The sequence below is a fragment of the Erythrobacter sp. 'gip.4 top 5' genome (genome assembly GCF_056495765.1).
Window position 1 is genome coordinate 1,678,277 of sequence record NZ_CP200270.1, and the last position, 17,218, is coordinate 1,695,494.

Here is a 17,218-nt window from a genome sequence, read left to right on the forward strand (position 1 = left end):
ATCGTGAAATGCTGAAAACTTTATGGCTTTGAACAGTTCTAAATGATCTTGCGTTTGGTATTGAAAAATGGAGTTTTTGTAATGTCTGCCTCGTCTTCCGGTCTTGCAGAGCGTCTTAAGGACGCTTTGAGACGAAATCCGCAATTGCGGTCAGCAAGTCTCGCGATCGGTGGAGGCCTTGCGATAAAGATGGCTGCGAGCAAGCATGACTTAAGTGCCAAAACATTTGGTGGACTTATTGAAATCAGAAGGGGCCACAAAGTCGTTAGACTATCGCGACGTCATATTCTTTATGCCTTCGACGTTATCGGGTCCTTTGATTATTATTTCGATTCCATCAAGCCTGCGCAGGTCGGTGGAGACCAGATTGTCGATTACTCACGACCTTCGTTTCATGAAGTGTTCGAGTATGATCGCCATCCGATCTTGTTTCCGTCTCTGTCAGAGCCGTTTGTGACCACTCGCCAATACATCGAACTCGGCGAAATTAAGCATGGCGATGTCGCGATTGATTTGGGTGCCTATTCCGGCCTGAGCGCGATCGCATTCAAAGATGTCGTAGGAAGTGAAGGACGCGTGGTAGCAGTCGAGGCTGACCGGCAGAACCTGGCCGCAGTTGAGCGGAATCTGGCGCTCTATCATTCCATTACCGCGCAGACAGTCGAACTGGTGTTCGGTGCAGTCTGGCAGGACGACGATGGACTGACCTTTTCGGCCGAAGGTAGCGTGGGATCGTCTGCGGCCGACATTGTCGGTGCGGGGCGAGGGGAAACGGTGCAGGTCCCGTCATTTACGCTGGCAACTCTGGCCGATCGACTTGGCCTGCAGAAAGTGGACTATATCAAGGCAGACATTGAAGGCGGTGAAGCCTTCATTTTCGGCGATCAGGTGTTTTTTGCGCGGTTTCGACCCAAGATCGTGATGGAGCCGCATATTGTCGATGGCGAGCTCAGCAGTGGGAAGGTTGCGAGGGATTTGCAGCAATTTGGCTATACGCACCGTGAAGTGCCACAGCTCGGTTCCGATGTACCCTTGCTGGTTTTCGACCCGCCAGCCGCTTAGCCCTTTGGGTATGGCGTTATACCATTACTGAGGACGGCGGGCGATTATGTTCACCACCGGCCCTACGCTGACGCCGTCTTCGGGCCGGAAGGTGGCGATGATGTCGCCGTCCTCCAGAAGGGCAGCGTAGGCGGCATATTCCTTCGCAAAGTCTGTCCGCTCGGCGGCGTAACGGTTCATTTCGGTCACGATATGGTAATCCGAGATGCACGTTGGCCGGACCGCCGTTTCCATCGTGCCATAATCGAATTTGGAACGACCTTTGCGCGCGCCTTCCACTAGCGAATAATCAATCCGTCCATCGATCATCGCTTGGGCATTGACGCAGCCAATGTCGCCCAGCGGGAACGAGACAGTGGGTGCGCGGTGCACCATGTCGAACGCGAAGTTCTCAATCATTATTGTTGCGGTTGGGTTGGCGCGGCGGTCCAGCCAGCGGGATGCCTGCTGCCTAGTGTCATTCATCCGCGCTTGCGCTTCGTTGACGGTCGCCGGGACGAGCGAAAGCGGGATACCAATAAGAACTATCCAAGCAAAACCTCGCGCAAAACGAGGCTGCGCTTCCATGGCCGTTAAGGCCCGCGCTGCGGCCATTCCAAAGGCGAGCGCCACGATTGGCAGCATTGGCACGACCCAGCGTTCCCAGCGAAGATCATGTTGGCAGATGATCACAAAATGCACAGCAAGAAAGGGCAGCAGCACCCAACGGGTCCGCGCATCGCGCACCATCATGACCAGTCCTGCGACGGCAAGAGCAAACGCTCCGGTTCCAAGCCCGGCGTGCAAAGGCCCGCCAAAATACCAAGCAACGTTACCGATAAAACCCGTACCCGTTGAACCGAGGTGGCGAGGGCGCGCTTCACCGCTCAGGTTTACCAGTACCGTATCAAAGGCAAGAACCAGGTATGGCGAGATGAAGATAAGCAGCAGCGGCGCGAGTACTGCAAAGCTTAGGATATGCACAAACTGCCTGCGCCAATCGCCCGTGCCATGTGTGCGTAGAAAATGAAACCAGGCCCCCGCAACCGACAGGGAAGCAATGGCAAAGGGCCATTTTGACGCGACTGCTAGCGCCAGCCACAGCGCGGCCCACGCAAAATCGGCACGCCGCCCTTCATCTGCAATCCGCAGGGCTGCGCCAAGGCACAGGAGCGTGAATACAGTGCCCATCATGTCTGAACGAATGATCTGCGAATATTGCACAAACACAGGGCTTACAGCGAGCACCAGGCTGGCAAACAAAGCGATCCGCCAGCCTTGCTCACCGGGGCGCAGCAATCTGCCGATGCGCCATGTCTGCCAAACCGCAAGAACGCCGAAACTGATCATCGCGGCGCGTCCGGGCAGTATCAACAGTTCCGGATTGGAATAGACCGCCTGCATGAAATCCGCCGGCCCACCATATTGTCCCGTCAACACGCCGATTCCAAGAACCGCAAGGTTGACGAACGCGAGCACGTACATGGTCGTTGTCGCAGGGTGGCCAAACCAGCCTGGATTGATAGTTTGGGTGGTGAGCATACGCACCGCGCCGAGCTCAAACATCAACTCATCAGGATCGTTAAGCGCGGGAAGTCCGAAATCAGCGCCGTACCATCTTATCGCCGCTGCAAAGGCCAGCACCACAAGCAGGATGGCACCTTTGCCGCGCCGCCCCATCGGATTTGGCGCGGCGATTGGTTTCATGGGAAAAGTCACTTCGTTTCGCGCTACACCAGCGTGTTGCGCATCGTGTCTTCAAACGGCGCAAGGTCTTCGTTCGCCGCAATTTTGCGGGGAAGATCGGGGTTCGCGATGAACGCGCGGCCCCACGTGATCGCATCCACGAAACCACTTTCCAGCTCTGCTTCCGCCTCTTGCGGGGTGAGCGATGCGCCAGCCACGATGACGCCATCGAACAGCGGCCTGATCTTGCGGACCATGCGCCCCGCGGTCTCGGCATATGGCGAATTGGCGCAGCTGACATCGAGGGCACCCAGGCCAAGCTGACCAAGTGCCGGAATCAGGTGGGCAATCATCGCATCAAGATCGGGCCATTCGTATAATCCCCCCATCATCCGTGAGGGCGAAATGCGTGCCATGACCTGCCTGCCAGGTACGCGACGGGTCACCGTTTCGACCAGTTCGAGCGCAAACCGGCAGCGGTTCTCGACAGATCCGCCGTATTGATCGGTGCGATCGTTGACTTGGCCGTCAAGGAACTGATCGGGCAGGTATCCGTGGCCCACGTGCAGTTCTACTGCATCGAAGCCGGCGTCCAGCGCACGTTCGGCCGCGTCGGCGAACAGGTCGTAGATCCCCGGCATTTCGTCTGCCGAGAGCGCGCGCGGGGTTCCATAAGGCTTGTTGTTCTGACGGTTCATGCCCGCCGCTGCCCGGTCAGTGGAACTGACAGGTGCATCACCTGTAAAGTCCTCGTGGCTGATGCGACCCATGTGCCAAAGCTGACAGGCGATCGCCCCGCCTTCGGCATGGACGCCGTCAACAACCTTGCGCCACGCGTCAGCATGTTTGGCTTCGGCGATGTAGGGCGCGTTGGCCCATCCATCACCCGAAGCATGGATCAAGGTGCCCTCTGTCAGAATGAGACCGGCACCACCTTCGGCCCGCCGGGTGTAATAGGCGGCCATATCGTCGGTCGCGCGGCGTTCGCTATCGGCGAAACTGCGGCTCATTGCCGACATCACAGTGCGGTTGCGCAAGCGAATAAAAGCAGGGTTTTCTAGCGGCTGAAACAGCTTGGTCATGCAGGGTCTCTCAGGAAAAACGGTATTTATCAAAGAAAGGATGGCGCAGATAGGCGTGCAAGGTCGCTTGCCAATCGCGTTGTAGATCAAACCGTTCGGCGCGAAGTCGATCGCAAGAGAGCACTGCTCGATCGGGCCGGCGACCCAGTTCATTGGCTGAGACTGTCGTTGCATCAACCGGATCGATCGTGAGGCGATCAGCCCAGCCGAGCGCCATCACGATCTCGGATGCGATTGCAGCAAAGCTTGCTTCGCCATGGCAGGCCATCTGGTAGCGTCCGTTGCAGCCGGCCTGCATCAGGTGCAGGGCATTGAAGGCTAGATCGTCAGTCCAGGTGGGCTGCCAGACCCGGTCTCCAACCGAGAATCGGGTTTCGCCGCGCAGGATCGCGGCATGCATTGCCGGAATGATCCGTCCAACGAAGTTCTTGTCGGCTTCTTCACCACCGAAAAAACCAGCCATGGTCACAATCAGCGCATCATCAAACGCGTCTTCGATCAGGCGCTGGCATTCATATTTGAGTTCGCCGTACAGCGCGAGCGGGCGGGGCGTCTCGTCTTCGGGGATGGGATTGTGCTGCCCGTCGTGCACCAGAAAGCTCTGCGGATAAAACAGCCGGGCACCTGCCGCCCGCGCGAGGGCTATGGCGTTCTTGGTACCGCCGACGATAATGTCTCGCGCGTTGTCTGGATCGCGCGCACAGCCTTCGACATTGACCATCGCGGCGCAGTGCACCACCCACCCATCTTGCGCGTGTACTGCCGCCTCCAACATCGCGTCAGTATCACGGACATCGAGTTCACCCTTGCCGGGTGCGTATACCGATGATCGTTCCAATTGCGGGGTCAGCCGAGCAAACGCACGCCCCAGCATCCCTTCGCCGCCCGTGATCAGAAACCGCATAACCCAAACACCGAAAGTTCAAGAAATTGGAGCGTGGACTAGGGTAATGATCCGTCGCACGCAATCCCGTTGCGCTACACCGCGTCGCATGATCCATCGTTCGAACGCATAAATGCAGGCGCTGTAAGGCGCAGAGGTTTTATGGCCGGTTCAAGTGATCAGTGCTTCGACCGAGCCGATCCCGGCAAAGCTGGCCGTGACCATGCAGCCCGGTGCAACTTCGTGAACACCGGTAATCGCGCCGCTGGAAATCCACCAGCCTGGTTCAAGCGCGATGCCGCGGCTCGCGAGATTCCTGATCAAGAAACGCGCCGCGCCAAACGGGCCATCGAGCATCGTCGCGGTTGTTGCCCGGCCCGCCTCACGGCCCTCGATGGCGAGGGATACTTCAATCTCATCAAGTCGCGCCCAGTCGTCGCGTTCGACGATCTGGCCCAACAACAGCCCGGCATTATTGCCATGATCAGCAATTGTCACGCACGGCCCATCGGCATTGATCCGGTCATAGGGGGAGGAGGCGATCTCAATGCCGATGCGGACTTCATCGATCCAGTCCATCATCTGAGCATGGCTGGTGGGCAGCGGCCCGTCCTGCGGCGCCAGGCGCAGCATGAACTCAGCCTCCGCCGCCGCAAATCCACCGTGGAAGATGGCGAACCGGCAGGGCGCATCAGTGTCAAACATAATGGCATCGCAAAACGCCGGACCAACCAGCCGATCCGCCCCCAGCAGCGCATCGCCCGGAGGGTTAATCCGTCCGACCTTCCAGCCACCGACTTTGCGATCCCAAAGAGATAGCGCGCAATCCTGGATGGCATAGGCGCTGGTCAAATCTTGGGGATGGCGGCCTGGGAATTGGCTGATTGCGTCCCCGCTGCGGCGCGCAGCGACAAACGCACCGGCGATCTCGCAAGCTTCCGAAAGCACAGTTTCCCTCTCGTCTTTAGGCCCCACGCGGCTAAGCCTTGGCGAAAAAGGAAACCGGTGTCAAAAGCTTTGTTGGACATGGACGCGTGGCTTCGGGTGTCGTGCTTTTGCATTCGCGCAATTGCTCTCTAGAAGGGACGCGGTTCAAGGAAAGATGTACAAAGCCAGCGATGCCCAAATCGAACAAGACGCCAACGATCAATGATGTGGCCCGGTTGGCGGGTGTCTCGAAAAAGACAGTGAGCCGGGTGATCAACCGCTCGCCCTTGCTGACCGAGAATACCCGTACCAAGGTTGAGCAGGTGATCGCCGAGTTGGGCTATGTCCCCAATCCGCAGGCGCGAGCGCTGGCCTTGCGGCACAACTTCCTGCTTGGACTGCTGCACGACAACCCCAACGCGCAGACCGTGCTGAATTTTCAGGAAGGCGTGCTCGACGCGATCCGAGAAACCGAATTTGCACTGGTGGTACGTCCGGTCGATCGGCATTCGCCGACGTTGCTCGATGATATTCGCCGGTTTCTGGAATTGCAGCGATTGTACGGCGTGCTGATCCTGCCGCCGATTTCCGAGAATGATGCGCTGGCGCAGCTCTGTCTGGAAATGGGTTGTGGCTATGTGCGGATGGGTTCGGCAATGCTGGATGACGAGGATCACATCGTCGCGTCGAATGATCGCGAGATGGTGAGCCAGGCGGTCGATCATCTGGTCGAGATAGGGCATCGCAAGATTGCACTGATCGAAGGGCCCGACGGCTTCCGGTCTGCTTTTGAACGGCGTGAAGGGTTCATGGCTGCGATGCAGGCGCATGGGCTGGCAGTGCCGCCCGAATGGCGCGCGCAGGGCACCTATCGTTTCGAATCCGGCATGGCGGCAGCGACTCGCTTGCTGGAAGCGGCGGACCGCCCGACGGCGATTTTTGCCAGCAATGATGAAATGGCCGCCGGGGCTTTCCATGCCGCACGGCTGCGCGCTCTGAAGGTGCCTGATGACCTGTCGATTATCGGCTTCGATGATTCGCCGATTGCCGCGCATATCTGGCCGCCGATGACCACGGTCGGCTGGCCGGTGCGCGAAATGGGCCGCGCCGCCGCGCTGAAACTGATCGCGCCCGATGATCCGGCCGCGCAGGCGTTCCGCTTCCCCGCCAAGCTGGTGAAGCGACTGTCTGTCGCTCCGCCACACGGATGAAGACTATGGTTGAAACCTTGGGGCCATTGCGGCTATGTCATTCATGACACCGGTTTCCTAATGGGCCGGACCCGCGCCGGAGAGAGCATATGAAGATCGCGCTGATTACCGAAAACAGCCAAGCCGCCAAGAACGCCATCATCCATGAAGCGTTGACCGCCGTGGCCGAGCCGCTGGGGCATCAGGTGTTCAATTACGGGATGTATTCGGCTGAAGATTCCGCCTCGCTGACCTATGTCATGAACGGGGTGCTGACCGGCATTCTGCTGAACAGCAAGGCCGCCGATTTCGTCGTCACCGGCTGCGGCACGGGCATGGGCTCGATGCTGGCCTGCAACGCCATGCCCGGCGTGTTCTGCGGGCTGGTGATCGATCCGACCGACGCGTTCTTGTTCAGCCAGATCAATGCCGGCAATGCGATTTCGATGCCCTATGCCAAGGGCTTTGGCTGGGCGGCCGAGTTGAACCTGCAGGATTGTTACCGCAAGCTGTTCGAAGGCGAGCCAGGCGCTGGCTATCCCAAGGAACGCGCCGCGATTATGGCGACCAATCGCGGCAAACTGGCAGATCTGAAGGCGGCGAGCTGCCACGATATGCTGAGCGTGCTCGGGGCCATTGATCAGGACTTGTTGCGCGCCGCGATTGCAGGCGAGAAGTTCGCCGAATATTTCTACCCCAATTGCCAGGACGATGGCATCGCCGCTTACCTGAAGGCGCTGTGATCCAGAGGGGCGACTGACATGGCGATTTCCTTTGATTTGACCGGTAAGCGCGCGCTGGTCACCGGGGCCAATACCGGGATCGGGCAGGCGATTGCCGTCGCGCTCGCCGATGCGGGGGCGGATGTGGCGCTGGCCGGGCGCAGTGCGCCGGATGAGACGTTGGCGCTGATTGCCGCGACCGGGCGCCGCGCGGTCGATCTGCGCGCCGATCTGTCAACCATCGCGCCGGTACAGCATCTGGTCGATCAGGCAGTCACGGCGCTGGGCGGGCTCGATATCCTCGTCAACAATGCCGGAATCATTCGTCGCAACGATCTGGCCGATTTCACTGAAGAAGACTGGGACTCGGTGGTGGATACCAACCTGAAGACGCTGTTCTTCCTTAGCCAGGCCTCAGCCAAGGTGATGGTGGCGCAAGGATCGGGCAAGATCATCAATATCGCCTCGCTCCTCAGCTTTCAGGGCGGTATCCGCGTGCCGAGCTATGCTGCGGCAAAATCGGGCGTGGCAGGGCTGACCAAAGCGCTGGCAAATGAACTCGCACCCACAGGCGTGCAGGTCAACGCCATCGCGCCGGGCTACATTGCCACCAACAACACCGCCGCGCTCCAGGCGGACGAGGTGCGCAATCGCCAGATATTGGAACGCATCCCGACCGGGCGCTGGGGCAGGCCAGACGATATCGCCGGAGCAGCGGTATTCCTCGCTTCGGGCGCGGCAAACTATGTCACCGGCCAGATCTTGGCGGTCGACGGCGGCTGGCTGGCGCGGTAGACCTCGCGCATGACGATCACCTGCTTTGGCGAGGTGCTGCTGCGCCTCTCGCCTCCTGACCGGCGGTTGCTGGTGCAGGCAGACGGGTTCGATCTCGCGGTCGGCGGAGCGGAGGCCAATGTTGGCTCGGCGCTGGCGACGCTCGGTCATGCGGTGAGGTTTGCGGGTGTGGTGAGCGACAATTCGCTCGGCGAACGTGCGTTGGCGGCTTTGCGCGGTTGCGGGATCGATACGGCTTCCGTCACGCGAGCACCGGGCCGGATGGCGCTCTATTTCCTCGAAACCGGTTCTGGTCCGCGGCCTGCGGCGATCACTTATGACCGGACGGGCAGCGCCTTTGCCTGCGCCAGTCCGGACGTCATCGATTTCGACAGCGCGCTGGCCGGATCGCGGCTGCTGCACTGCGGAGGTATCACGCCCGCACTCGGCCCCAATGGCGTTGCACTGGCCAAAGCGGCGCAAGCGGCGGCCCGCGCAGTGGGGGTGCCCATCTGTTTCGACGGTAATTACCGTGCGCAACTTTGGTCGGCGTGGGATAGCGACCCCCGTACGATCCTGTGCGAGTTGGTTGCTGATGCAACGATCCTGATCGGCAATTACCGCGACATTTCGCTGCTGTTGGGCCGCGACTTCTCGGGCGAGGGTGAAACGCGACGGCGTGAAGCGGCCGAAGCTGCATTCCATGCTTTCCCAAACCTCAAACTGATCGCATCGACTGCGCGACATCTGGTAACGAGCACTCACCACCGGATTTCGGCGCGGGTTGATAGCACGAAAGGCTATCATCAGACCGAGGAGGTCGACGTGACTGGGATCATCGACCGGATCGGCACTGGGGATGCTTTTGCCGCCGGCGTGCTTGATGGCTGGCTTGAAGGTGGCGATCTGACGCTGATGGCGCAGCGTGGGCTGGCGCTGGCAGCGCTCAAGCACACGATCGTAGGCGATATGTCCCCGGTCAGCCGGCATATGCTCGACAGTTTCAGGATTGGTGCAGGTGATGTCCTCCGCTGACCGCTGGAGCCGTCGCGCTGTTCTGGCGGGCGGCGCGGGGGCGCTTGGCGCGATCGCGCTGCCGATGGGCGCAACCACAATATGCGTGCCGCAAGTGCGCAGCGCCTGGGGCGAATATGTCGGAAGCGTCGTCTATGATCCGACCGACCGCGTAACGGTGCGCGCCCATCGTTATGTCGGCATTCGTTATGCCCGTGCCGCACGGTTTGAACCGCCAGTTCCGGTCATTGCAAGCGTGGCTATGGCCCAGCAGGCTCCCGGCTTTGGTCCAGCGTGCCCGCAACCGGGAAAAGCCTACCAGCCGCAGTCGGAAGATTGCTTGTTCCTTAACGTCTGGACACCGCCTGCACCGGCAGCCGCACCGCGTCCGGTGATGGTCTATTTTCACGGCGGGGCCTATTCCAACGGCAGCGTCACCGACCCGCTGAATGACGGCGCAGCGCTGGCGGCGCGGGGCGATGTGGTGGTGGTAACGGTCAACCACCGGCTGAACGCGCTGGGATATCTCTACCTGCCCGATCGCTTCGCCGACAGCGGCAATGCCGGGCAGCTTGATCTGATCTGCGCGCTGGGATGGGTACAGCGCAACATCGCTAGCTTTGGCGGCGATCCGGGCAATGTCACGCTGTTCGGCCAATCGGGCGGCGGGGCGAAGATTGCGACGCTGATGGCGATGCCAGCGGCAGTGGGATTGTTTCACAAGGCGATCACCATGAGTGGGCAGCAGGTGACCGCTTCCGGGCCGGTCAATGCAGGCAAGCGCACCGAGGCATTTCTGGCGGCGCTGGGCGAGGGCGTCGATCCTGCCACTGCGCCGGTGGAGGCGTTACTTGCAGCGCTCGACGCGAAAGATCCAGTTCTGGGTGGACGGGTCTATATGGGGCCGGTGCTGGATATGCGCAGCCTGCCGCGTCATCCGTTCTGGCCCGATGCGCCGCCGCAATCGTCGCAGATCCCGTTGCTGCTGGGCAATACCGTGGCTGAAACGCGGGCGTTCTATCCCGCCGATGGCCGGGTGCTGGGCGGGCTGGCGTGGGATAATCTCGCCGCCCGGATCGCGCCGGAAATGAAGGTCGATATTGCGCCTGATTGGGTCGTGGCGCAGTTCCGTGCGCGCTACCCAGACGCCGCTCCGCTTGACCTGTTCCACCGCATTGTGACGCCTGCGCGCAGCTGGCGCGGGCAGGTCGAAGAGGCTGAGGCGCGGGCGCGCAGCGGCGGCGCGAACACCTTCGTCTATCAGCTCGATTTCGAAAACGCGGCCCATACCGACGATATCGGTCTGGCCTTCGGCACCGTGCCTGATCCCAGCCGGGCGCAGGCGGCAATGAGCGCGGTGGTGATGGACGCCTTCGTCCGTTTTGCCCGGACCGGCGATCCAGGATGGCCCGCCTATGACCTTACGCGCCGCGCAACGATGGTGTTTGATACCGACAGCCGGGTGGTCGATAGTCCGCGCGCGTGGGAGCGCGAGCTGTTTGCCCGCGCGCCTTACGTGCAGCCCGGCACCTGAGTTACGGTATCGGCGGGTTGGGGTAGCTGATAATCAGATCGAGTGGGGCTTCACCAAGCTGCACAATCCCGACCACCGCACCGCGATAGAGATAGGCTGCCATGCCGAATTCGAGCATGGCTTTCACCCCGTCCGACACCACTTCGCCGCGCCCGGAGAGGACGTAGTAAACCTCGTCATGATTGATCGGGTGTTCGCCGATAGCAGCACCGATGTGCAGCACGCGGCGGCGGAATTCCATGGCGCGCGGGGCGGGCACGGCGTCGGAAATGCGGAACGCGGTGCTCATGCCGATTGCGCCGTGCGGCGGGGGCTCCTCGCGCATCGTGTCGGCCTCGCGGATCACGACCATGGGAGGAGCTGGTATGGGCGGGGCTGGCGTGGGTGTATCATCGACCAGCGTCCCCGTGCTCAGCAGCAGCGCGGCCGCCGCCACAGCGATCATCATTGCCCGCTCGCCCGCATCGCCCGGTCGCGCGGCGAAAGGTGCTCCTGGGCCCCCGGCTTCTGGCTCGGATAGACGCCCGAATTCGGGGTCATGGTGGCCAGATTCCACTCCGCGTCGACAAAGGGTGCAGCGGTCGGCTTAAGCTTCGGATAGCCGCCAACCTCGTCTTCGGAATCGATGATCTGGCCGCGCCCTTCAGCGATATAGAACAGCACCCGGATTTCCTCCGCACCGCGATCCCACGGGCGCGCCCCGGCTGTCGCGAGTAGAGTGGTTTCCACGTCGCGGGTGGGGATGATGTCGTACCGATCAAGGCTGGCGAGCGGCGCTGCGGCTTCGATCAGTTTGGCCCCCGTCACCCCATAACGCCCGAACATCGGCAGCGGATTGCCCATCCGGTCGACGGCCATGTTGTCGCGCCCGAAAAAAGCTAGATCGCCAACCCCGCCCAGCATTAGGAACGGCAGACCGGGATCGGTATCCTCGCCCCCGCGCATTACATTGCCGACCGCCGTGATCTCGCCGGTCACCGGCGCTTGCCCGGCCCATTCCAGGTCCATAAGGTTATAATGCACCGCGCGCTTTTGCGGGTTGTAGATCAGGTTGTTGACCATCAGCACCTGCGCGCCGCCCTTCACCAGCGGGCTGCGTTCGACATTGTGGGCCCAGATATTGCGGTCGAACACGATGCCGGTCGCGTTGTCATGCACCAGCGATCCTTTGGAATGCTCGCCCTTGGGATGGCTGGCTTCGGCCAGACCTTCCGCCGCCAGGTTCAGCCGGAAAACGATGTTGCGACTGGTGCCATTGCGCCATTCCTCGACGGTGTTGCCCGTAAAGCGCGGGCCGCTGGCGGACATATTCTCGTCTACGCCCCACATAAGCGTGCTGTTTTCGATGACGACACTGTGTGCGGCCACGGTCGAGAAAGAATCCGCTTCCCAGCCGCTCTTCACTGTCTGTCCGGAAACGCCGGACAAAACCCGCAGGTGCGAAATCTTCACATCATTCGTTCGGACATCAATCCCGCCACGAATAATCGTGATGCCGGGAGAAGGCGCGGTTTGGCCCGCTATCGTGACATAGGGATTGCTGATGGCCAGGGTTTCAAGTCCGAGGTCGATCATACCGCCGACTTCGAACACGATGATGCGCGGACCCTCAGCCTCAAGCGCTTCGGTCAGGCTGCCGGGGCCGGATTTGGCCAAGGTCGTCACCCGGATGATTTGCCCGCCCGCTCCACCTTGCGTCGGGTCAACCGGATGGGCGTAAGCCTGTTGCGGCAAGGCCACAATCAGCAGTGCGATACTTGCAATCCAAGCGAAAAATCCGAGCATTTCTGTCACACTCCCAAAGCCAGGCTAGTTGCTTGACAGAAAGGGCAGCAAGTGGGAATTCGCAATGACACCGGTTACCAAAAATCGGGGCGGGAGAGTGAGCAGGGGTGCGTTTGATGCTTTGCGGCGTCAGCGGAAACCGGTGTCAGTCTTCCTGGGGATCAAGAGGGAGAAGGCGGCGTGTCACAGATTTCCAATTTGTATCGTTTCAAGTCGGCGCTGCTGGTTAGCGCGCTGTTCATGCCTGCAGCCGCGTTTGCACAGGATGCGCAGATCACCGTTGAAGACGCTGCTGTGACAGATGAAGGCGAGGCGATCGTCGTTCAGGGGTTCCGGGACTCGCTGTCTGCGGCAATCCAGGCCAAGCGCAATTCCAACAACCAGGTCGACGTGATCGTCGCTGAAGACATCGCGAAATTTCCCGACACCAACCTTGCCGAATCGCTGCAGCGCGTTCCGGGCATCGCCATTCAGCGCGATGCCGGGGAAGGGCGCACGGTCGTCGTGCGCGGCCTTGGCGGGCAGTTTACCCGCGTGCGCGTCAATGGCATGGAAACCATCGCGACCTCGCCGGACAACAATGGGCGCGGCTTCGATTTCAACATCTTCGCTTCGGAGCTGTTTAATTCGATCGTCGTTAACAAGACCGCCGAAGCCGGGCTGGACGAAGGCTCGCTTGGCGCAGTTATCGATCTGAACACGGGCAATCCGCTGTCGCTGGATTCCGGCATTACCTTCGTCGCCTCAGCGCAGATGCGATACAATGACCTCAATGACGATGCTGGCCCGCGCCTTTCGGGCTTGCTGGGGTGGACCAATGCCGATGGCACGTTTGGTGCCTCGGTTTCGGCCGCTTACAGCGAATATGTCACCCCGCAGCTCGGCAATAATACCGTTCGCTGGACGCAGGGCGCGTTTCGCTCGGTTGCCGGGACGCCGTGCTTTTCGGGCAATACCTACGTGCCGAGTGCGGGCTGCAACGAAGTTGCGCTCGCCTTCCACCCACGCATTCCGCGCTATGGTCTGATCGAACACAATCGTGAACGCCTTGGCCTTACCGGCGCAGTGCAATGGGCGCCCAGCGAGAACACCAAGCTTTCAATCGACGGTCTGTACGCAACCTTCAACGAAACTCGCAACGAGCTTTGGGGCGAAGTGCTGTTCCGGTCGAACGAGCGCACCATTGATGTGGTCGACTACAAAATCGACCAGAACAACAATCTGATTTCCGGCACATTCAACAATGCGTGGGTGCGCACGGAAAGTTTCCGCCGCGAGCTCAATACCGAATTCTACCAGATTTCAGGCCGCCTGGAGCAGCGGCTCTCAGACCGGGTGAACGTCACCCTGCTGGCCGGTACCTCGAAATCCGATGCCGATAGCCCGGTTGAAGCCACGATCGTGTTCGATGATCGTAGATTTAACGGCTTTAGCTACGACTACACCGACATGTTCTCGCCGCAGATCACCTTCGGTGGTGCGGGGATCAGCAACCCGGCGCAGTTCCAGCTGGCAGAGTTGCGCGACCGTCCAAGCAACGTCACCAACACGTTCGAAACCATTTCGGGCAACGTTCAATGGGAGGCGTTCGACGGAATCACCTTCGAGGTCGGCGCGCTGTATCGCAAGTTCACCTTCGACACGGCCCAGTTCCAGCGTGACACCACCTATTGCGCAGCCTTTGCCTGCGCTCCGGGTCAGGTGGGCCTGCAGGTTAACGATGCCATTTCCGAAATCTTCAACCTCGGCAATGCTGGCCAGCCGGCCGGCACCACCACATCTTGGCTGATCCCCAGCATAGAAGCGGCTGCGAATGCGGTAGGCCTGTTTGATCGTCCCGCCGTTCTGAACCAAGGCTCTGACCGAGGCGTGACGGAAGAGGTTAAGGGCGGCTATGCGCAGGTCGACTGGAACACCGAAATTGGTGGAATGAAGGTCACCGGAAACGCGGGCCTGCGCTATGTCCGCACCGATCAGGCCTCCACCGGGCTGGTTTCCGGAACCGAAGTCGAAGTCGTGCGGGACTATGATGACTGGTTGCCGGCGATAAACCTCAACGCCTTCATCACCGATGATCTTGTGCTGCGCGGTGCCTGGAGCAAGGTGATCACCCGCCCCGGCCTCGGCAACCTCACGCCGGGCGGCACCATCGACCCGTTCAATTTCCGCATCACATCGGGCAACCCGTTCCTCTCGCCGTTCCGGGCGGATGCTTTCGATGCCGCCCTCGAATGGTATTTTGCGCCCGGCGCCATTGCATCGGTCGCGTTCTTCGCAAAGGACATCAAGAGCTTCCCGATCGCCAGCAGCTTCTACGGCACCTATGCCAACAGCCAGCTGCCGACCTCGCTGCTAGTTCCCGGCACACCGTTGCACACCGCCGTCGTTGGCGGCGAAAATCCGGCGGTTCCGATCGAATTCCGGACTCAGATCGATGGTGAAGGCGGCAGCCTGAAGGGCGTCGAGCTCCAGCTCAACCTGCCCTTCAGCGTTTTCTCCGAAGGCTTCCTCAGCCGCTTTGGGGTGCTGGGCAACGTGACCCTCATCGACAGTGACGCGGACTATCTGCTGCTCGGCCCGGCGCCCGCGATCAACAGCAGCGGCAATCCCACCGGCGGGACGCCCGAGACCTTCACGCGCCCTTTGTTTGACCTTGCCAAAAAGTCCGCCAACGCGACCGTGTATTACGAGGACGCCAAGTTTTCAGCGCGCGCGTCAGTGGCGTATCGTGATGGCTTCATCGACGGCGTCAGCGCAACCCGCAACATCTTCGAAGGGTTTGGCAGCAGCCTTAATCTTGATGCCACGATCCGTTACCGCGTCACCGAAGGGATCGAACTTGCGCTCGAAGGTACCAACCTGACCGACGATTATCGCCAACGCTGGGTCAATGATCCCAGCCGCCGCAATTACGAGAACAATCACTTTGGCCGGGTGATCATGGTCGGCGCGCGCTTCTCGCTTTAACCGCCCAAGGCCCTGCGCCGCCGCATTGGGGCGCAAGGCCTTGCGTTTTCATCGAACCTGCCCGGGAATTACCCATGCTCGATCGCCGTACTGCCCTGGCCGGATTGGGGATCGGCGTTGCCGCTCCCACTCTGGCTGGCGCAGCGGTTCAGGGTGGGGTAGGTCTTAGCATGGCAGAGCCGGCCGAGTGGATCGACCTGTGGCCCGGTGTTCCGCCGGGTGCGCCAGGCCTGATGCCTGCCGAGCGCATTGTCGAACGATCGGCCGATCCGCAATTCCCCGACCGGATCATGCAGGCCATTGCCCGCCCACGCATCGTGGTATTCCGGCCCGCCCGCCCGAACGGTGCTGGCGTGCTGATCACGCCGGGCGGTGGTTATTCCCATGTGGTGATCGACAAGGAAGGGTTTGAAATGGCCCGTTGGCTGGCAGCGCGGGGGTTTGCCGCCTACGTGCTGTTCTACCGCCTGCCGCATCAGGGCTGACCGCCACACCAGCCTATTCGCCGAAACGACACTGGCGGGAGCAAGCGGCACGACCGCATGGGTGGCAGGTGCGGCGTTCCAGTCTGACGGGTTCCGGTCAGAAACCTTCCCCGCTTTCGATTACACCTACACTGTGCCCGGCGTCTTCGCGCAGGTGGAGCAAGAGGCGGCGCTCGACCTCACCCTTGCGGCCAGTGCGCGGGTCGATTTCCACGACACCTTCGGCACGCAGTTCAGCCCGCGTGTCTCCGCGCTCTACAAGCCGGGCTTGTGGACGATCCGAGCCTCTGTTGGCGGCGGATACTTTAGCCCGACGCCGTTCGTGGACGAGATCGAGGCGGCGGGTCTGTCGCGGCTCGAGCCGCTTGGCGATCTTGAGGCCGAAACCGCGACCACAGCCTAGCTCGACATTGGCTATGCAAGGGGTCCGTGGGAGGCGAACCTGACGCTGTTCGGTTCGGACATCGGCAACGCCACGCGGATCGAGCCGATCGCGCCCGACCGGGTGCGGCTGGTCAATATTGATGGGACCATCCGACTACGCGGCACCGAATTGCTGCTGCGCTGGCGGCAGGATGGATTCACAGTGACCGGAAGCTACGTTTTGGTGGCTTCAAGCGAGCCAAATCCCTCCGGTTTGGGCCGGCGGCAAGTGCCACTCACGCCCAAACACACAGCCGGGCTGATCGGCATGTGGGAGGAGCACGGCAAAGGCCGGATCGGGATCGAAGCCTATTACACTGGCCGCCAGTCGCTCGAAGACAACCCGTTCCGCACCCGCTCACGCCCCTATCTGCACCTCGGCGCGCTCGGTGAGATAGTGCTTGGGCGGTTCAGCCTGTTCGCCAACGCCGAAAACCTGCTGGATGTCCGCCAATCGCGCACCGACCCGCTGCTGCTCCCCCGACGTGCGCCGAGCGGACAATGGACCGTCGACGCATGGGCACCGCTCGAAGGGTTCATCCTGAACGCTGGGTTTCGGCTGCGGTTTGGCGAGGATTGAGATTTGACCTTGGTGAGTGGCTGGCATGGGGTCGGTTTGCGAATTTCAGGTCTGGAGGAACGAACTTAGGATAGTCCCCATACACGGCTTAGACGGGGCTACGTTGGCAGCCGACAAAATGGCGT

General features: G+C 60.9%; 14 protein-coding genes and 1 pseudogene. 9 read left to right on the forward strand and 6 right to left on the reverse strand.

Features of this window, described 5'->3' with window-relative positions:
- The first annotated feature begins 42 nt into the window (after positions 1-42).
- Positions 43-1,062, forward strand: a complete 1,020-nt coding sequence (locus tag ACRANW_RS08025) for an FkbM family methyltransferase (RefSeq protein ID WP_479431301.1) — start codon at positions 43-45, stop codon at positions 1,060-1,062.
- Positions 1,063-1,086: 24 nt separating this feature from the next.
- Here ACRANW_RS08025 and ACRANW_RS08030 read toward each other — a convergent pair whose 3' ends face one another.
- The 4 genes from ACRANW_RS08030 to ACRANW_RS08045 form a co-directional block, all read right to left on the reverse strand.
- On the reverse strand, positions 1,087-2,748 hold the full coding sequence (locus ACRANW_RS08030) for a glycosyltransferase family 39 protein (protein WP_479431302.1): 1,662 nt from the start codon (positions 2,746-2,748) through the stop codon (positions 1,087-1,089).
- A 23-nt stretch (positions 2,749-2,771) separates the two neighbouring features.
- Positions 2,772-3,809: an oxidoreductase gene (locus ACRANW_RS08035; RefSeq protein ID WP_479431303.1), complete on the reverse strand. Its 1,038-nt coding sequence runs from the start codon at positions 3,807-3,809 to the stop codon at positions 2,772-2,774.
- A 10-nt stretch (positions 3,810-3,819) separates the two neighbouring features.
- Positions 3,820-4,713 carry an SDR family oxidoreductase gene (locus ACRANW_RS08040; protein ID WP_479431304.1) on the reverse strand — a complete coding sequence of 298 codons (894 nt, stop codon included), beginning with the start codon at positions 4,711-4,713 and terminating at the stop codon, positions 3,820-3,822.
- A 150-nt stretch (positions 4,714-4,863) separates the two neighbouring features.
- Complete coding sequence (locus ACRANW_RS08045) at positions 4,864-5,640, reverse strand: 2-keto-4-pentenoate hydratase (RefSeq protein WP_479431305.1); 777 nt, start codon at positions 5,638-5,640, stop codon at positions 4,864-4,866.
- Between the two features lie 170 nt (positions 5,641-5,810).
- On the opposite strand from ACRANW_RS08045, the gene ACRANW_RS08050 reads away from it, so the two are divergent.
- From ACRANW_RS08050 to ACRANW_RS08070, 5 genes are all read left to right on the forward strand, one after another.
- Positions 5,811-6,830 (forward strand): LacI family DNA-binding transcriptional regulator, encoded by a 1,020-nt coding sequence (locus ACRANW_RS08050; RefSeq protein WP_479431306.1) that lies wholly within the window; start codon positions 5,811-5,813, stop codon positions 6,828-6,830.
- An 89-nt stretch (positions 6,831-6,919) separates the two neighbouring features.
- Complete coding sequence (locus ACRANW_RS08055) at positions 6,920-7,552, forward strand: RpiB/LacA/LacB family sugar-phosphate isomerase (RefSeq protein WP_479431307.1); 633 nt, start codon at positions 6,920-6,922, stop codon at positions 7,550-7,552.
- A gap of 18 nt (positions 7,553-7,570) precedes the next feature.
- A complete protein-coding gene (kduD, locus tag ACRANW_RS08060) occupies positions 7,571-8,326 on the forward strand; it encodes a 2-dehydro-3-deoxy-D-gluconate 5-dehydrogenase KduD (protein WP_479431308.1) in 756 nt (251 codons plus the stop codon).
- Positions 8,327-8,335: 9 nt separating this feature from the next.
- Positions 8,336-9,340, forward strand: coding sequence for a sugar kinase (locus tag ACRANW_RS08065; RefSeq protein WP_479431309.1), 1,005 nt, complete (start codon positions 8,336-8,338; stop codon positions 9,338-9,340).
- Positions 9,327-10,853 carry a carboxylesterase/lipase family protein gene (locus tag ACRANW_RS08070; RefSeq protein ID WP_479431310.1) on the forward strand — a complete coding sequence of 509 codons (1,527 nt, stop codon included), beginning with the start codon at positions 9,327-9,329 and terminating at the stop codon, positions 10,851-10,853. The genes ACRANW_RS08065 and ACRANW_RS08070 overlap by 14 nt, the downstream gene beginning before the upstream one ends.
- A 1-nt stretch (position 10,854) precedes the next feature.
- On the opposite strand, the gene ACRANW_RS08075 is transcribed toward ACRANW_RS08070, so the two are convergent.
- On the reverse strand, positions 10,855-11,205 hold the full coding sequence (locus tag ACRANW_RS08075) for a cupin domain-containing protein (protein ID WP_479433894.1): 351 nt from the start codon (positions 11,203-11,205) through the stop codon (positions 10,855-10,857).
- Between the two features lie 92 nt (positions 11,206-11,297).
- Positions 11,298-12,638: a pectate lyase gene (locus tag ACRANW_RS08080; RefSeq protein ID WP_479431311.1), complete on the reverse strand. Its 1,341-nt coding sequence runs from the start codon at positions 12,636-12,638 to the stop codon at positions 11,298-11,300.
- Positions 12,639-12,818: 180 nt separating this feature from the next.
- Here ACRANW_RS08080 and ACRANW_RS08085 point away from each other — a divergent pair, with 180 nt between their 5' ends.
- The 3 genes and pseudogenes from ACRANW_RS08085 (at position 12,819) to ACRANW_RS08095 (ending at position 17,093) form a co-directional block, all read left to right on the forward strand.
- Positions 12,819-15,605, forward strand: a complete 2,787-nt coding sequence (locus ACRANW_RS08085) for a TonB-dependent receptor (protein ID WP_479431312.1) — start codon at positions 12,819-12,821, stop codon at positions 15,603-15,605.
- Between the two features lie 74 nt (positions 15,606-15,679).
- Positions 15,680-16,090, forward strand: coding sequence for a hypothetical protein (locus ACRANW_RS08090; RefSeq protein ID WP_479431313.1), 411 nt, complete (start codon positions 15,680-15,682; stop codon positions 16,088-16,090).
- A 61-nt stretch (positions 16,091-16,151) separates the two neighbouring features.
- Positions 16,152-17,093: pseudogene (locus ACRANW_RS08095) on the forward strand (TonB-dependent receptor plug domain-containing protein).
- The last annotated feature ends 125 nt before the right edge of the window (positions 17,094-17,218 follow it).

Excerpts from the sequence above, each read along its gene's own strand:
- ACRANW_RS08025 (WP_479431301.1), top strand. The coding sequence starts at position 43 with ATGATCTTGCGTTTGGTATTGAAAAATGGAGTTTTTGTAATGTCTGCC.
- ACRANW_RS08030 (WP_479431302.1), bottom strand. The coding sequence starts at position 2,748 with ATGAAACCAATCGCCGCGCCAAATCCGATGGGGCGGCGCGGCAAAGGT.
- ACRANW_RS08035 (WP_479431303.1), bottom strand. The coding sequence starts at position 3,809 with ATGACCAAGCTGTTTCAGCCGCTAGAAAACCCTGCTTTTATTCGCTTG.
- ACRANW_RS08040 (WP_479431304.1), bottom strand. The coding sequence starts at position 4,713 with ATGCGGTTTCTGATCACGGGCGGCGAAGGGATGCTGGGGCGTGCGTTT.
- ACRANW_RS08050 (WP_479431306.1), top strand. The coding sequence starts at position 5,811 with ATGCCCAAATCGAACAAGACGCCAACGATCAATGATGTGGCCCGGTTG.
- ACRANW_RS08055 (WP_479431307.1), top strand. The coding sequence starts at position 6,920 with ATGAAGATCGCGCTGATTACCGAAAACAGCCAAGCCGCCAAGAACGCC.
- kduD (WP_479431308.1), top strand. The coding sequence starts at position 7,571 with ATGGCGATTTCCTTTGATTTGACCGGTAAGCGCGCGCTGGTCACCGGG.
- ACRANW_RS08065 (WP_479431309.1), top strand. The coding sequence starts at position 8,336 with ATGACGATCACCTGCTTTGGCGAGGTGCTGCTGCGCCTCTCGCCTCCT.
- ACRANW_RS08070 (WP_479431310.1), top strand. The coding sequence starts at position 9,327 with ATGTCCTCCGCTGACCGCTGGAGCCGTCGCGCTGTTCTGGCGGGCGGC.
- ACRANW_RS08075 (WP_479433894.1), bottom strand. The coding sequence starts at position 11,205 with ATGGTCGTGATCCGCGAGGCCGACACGATGCGCGAGGAGCCCCCGCCG.
- ACRANW_RS08080 (WP_479431311.1), bottom strand. The coding sequence starts at position 12,638 with ATGCTCGGATTTTTCGCTTGGATTGCAAGTATCGCACTGCTGATTGTG.
- ACRANW_RS08090 (WP_479431313.1), top strand. The coding sequence starts at position 15,680 with ATGCTCGATCGCCGTACTGCCCTGGCCGGATTGGGGATCGGCGTTGCC.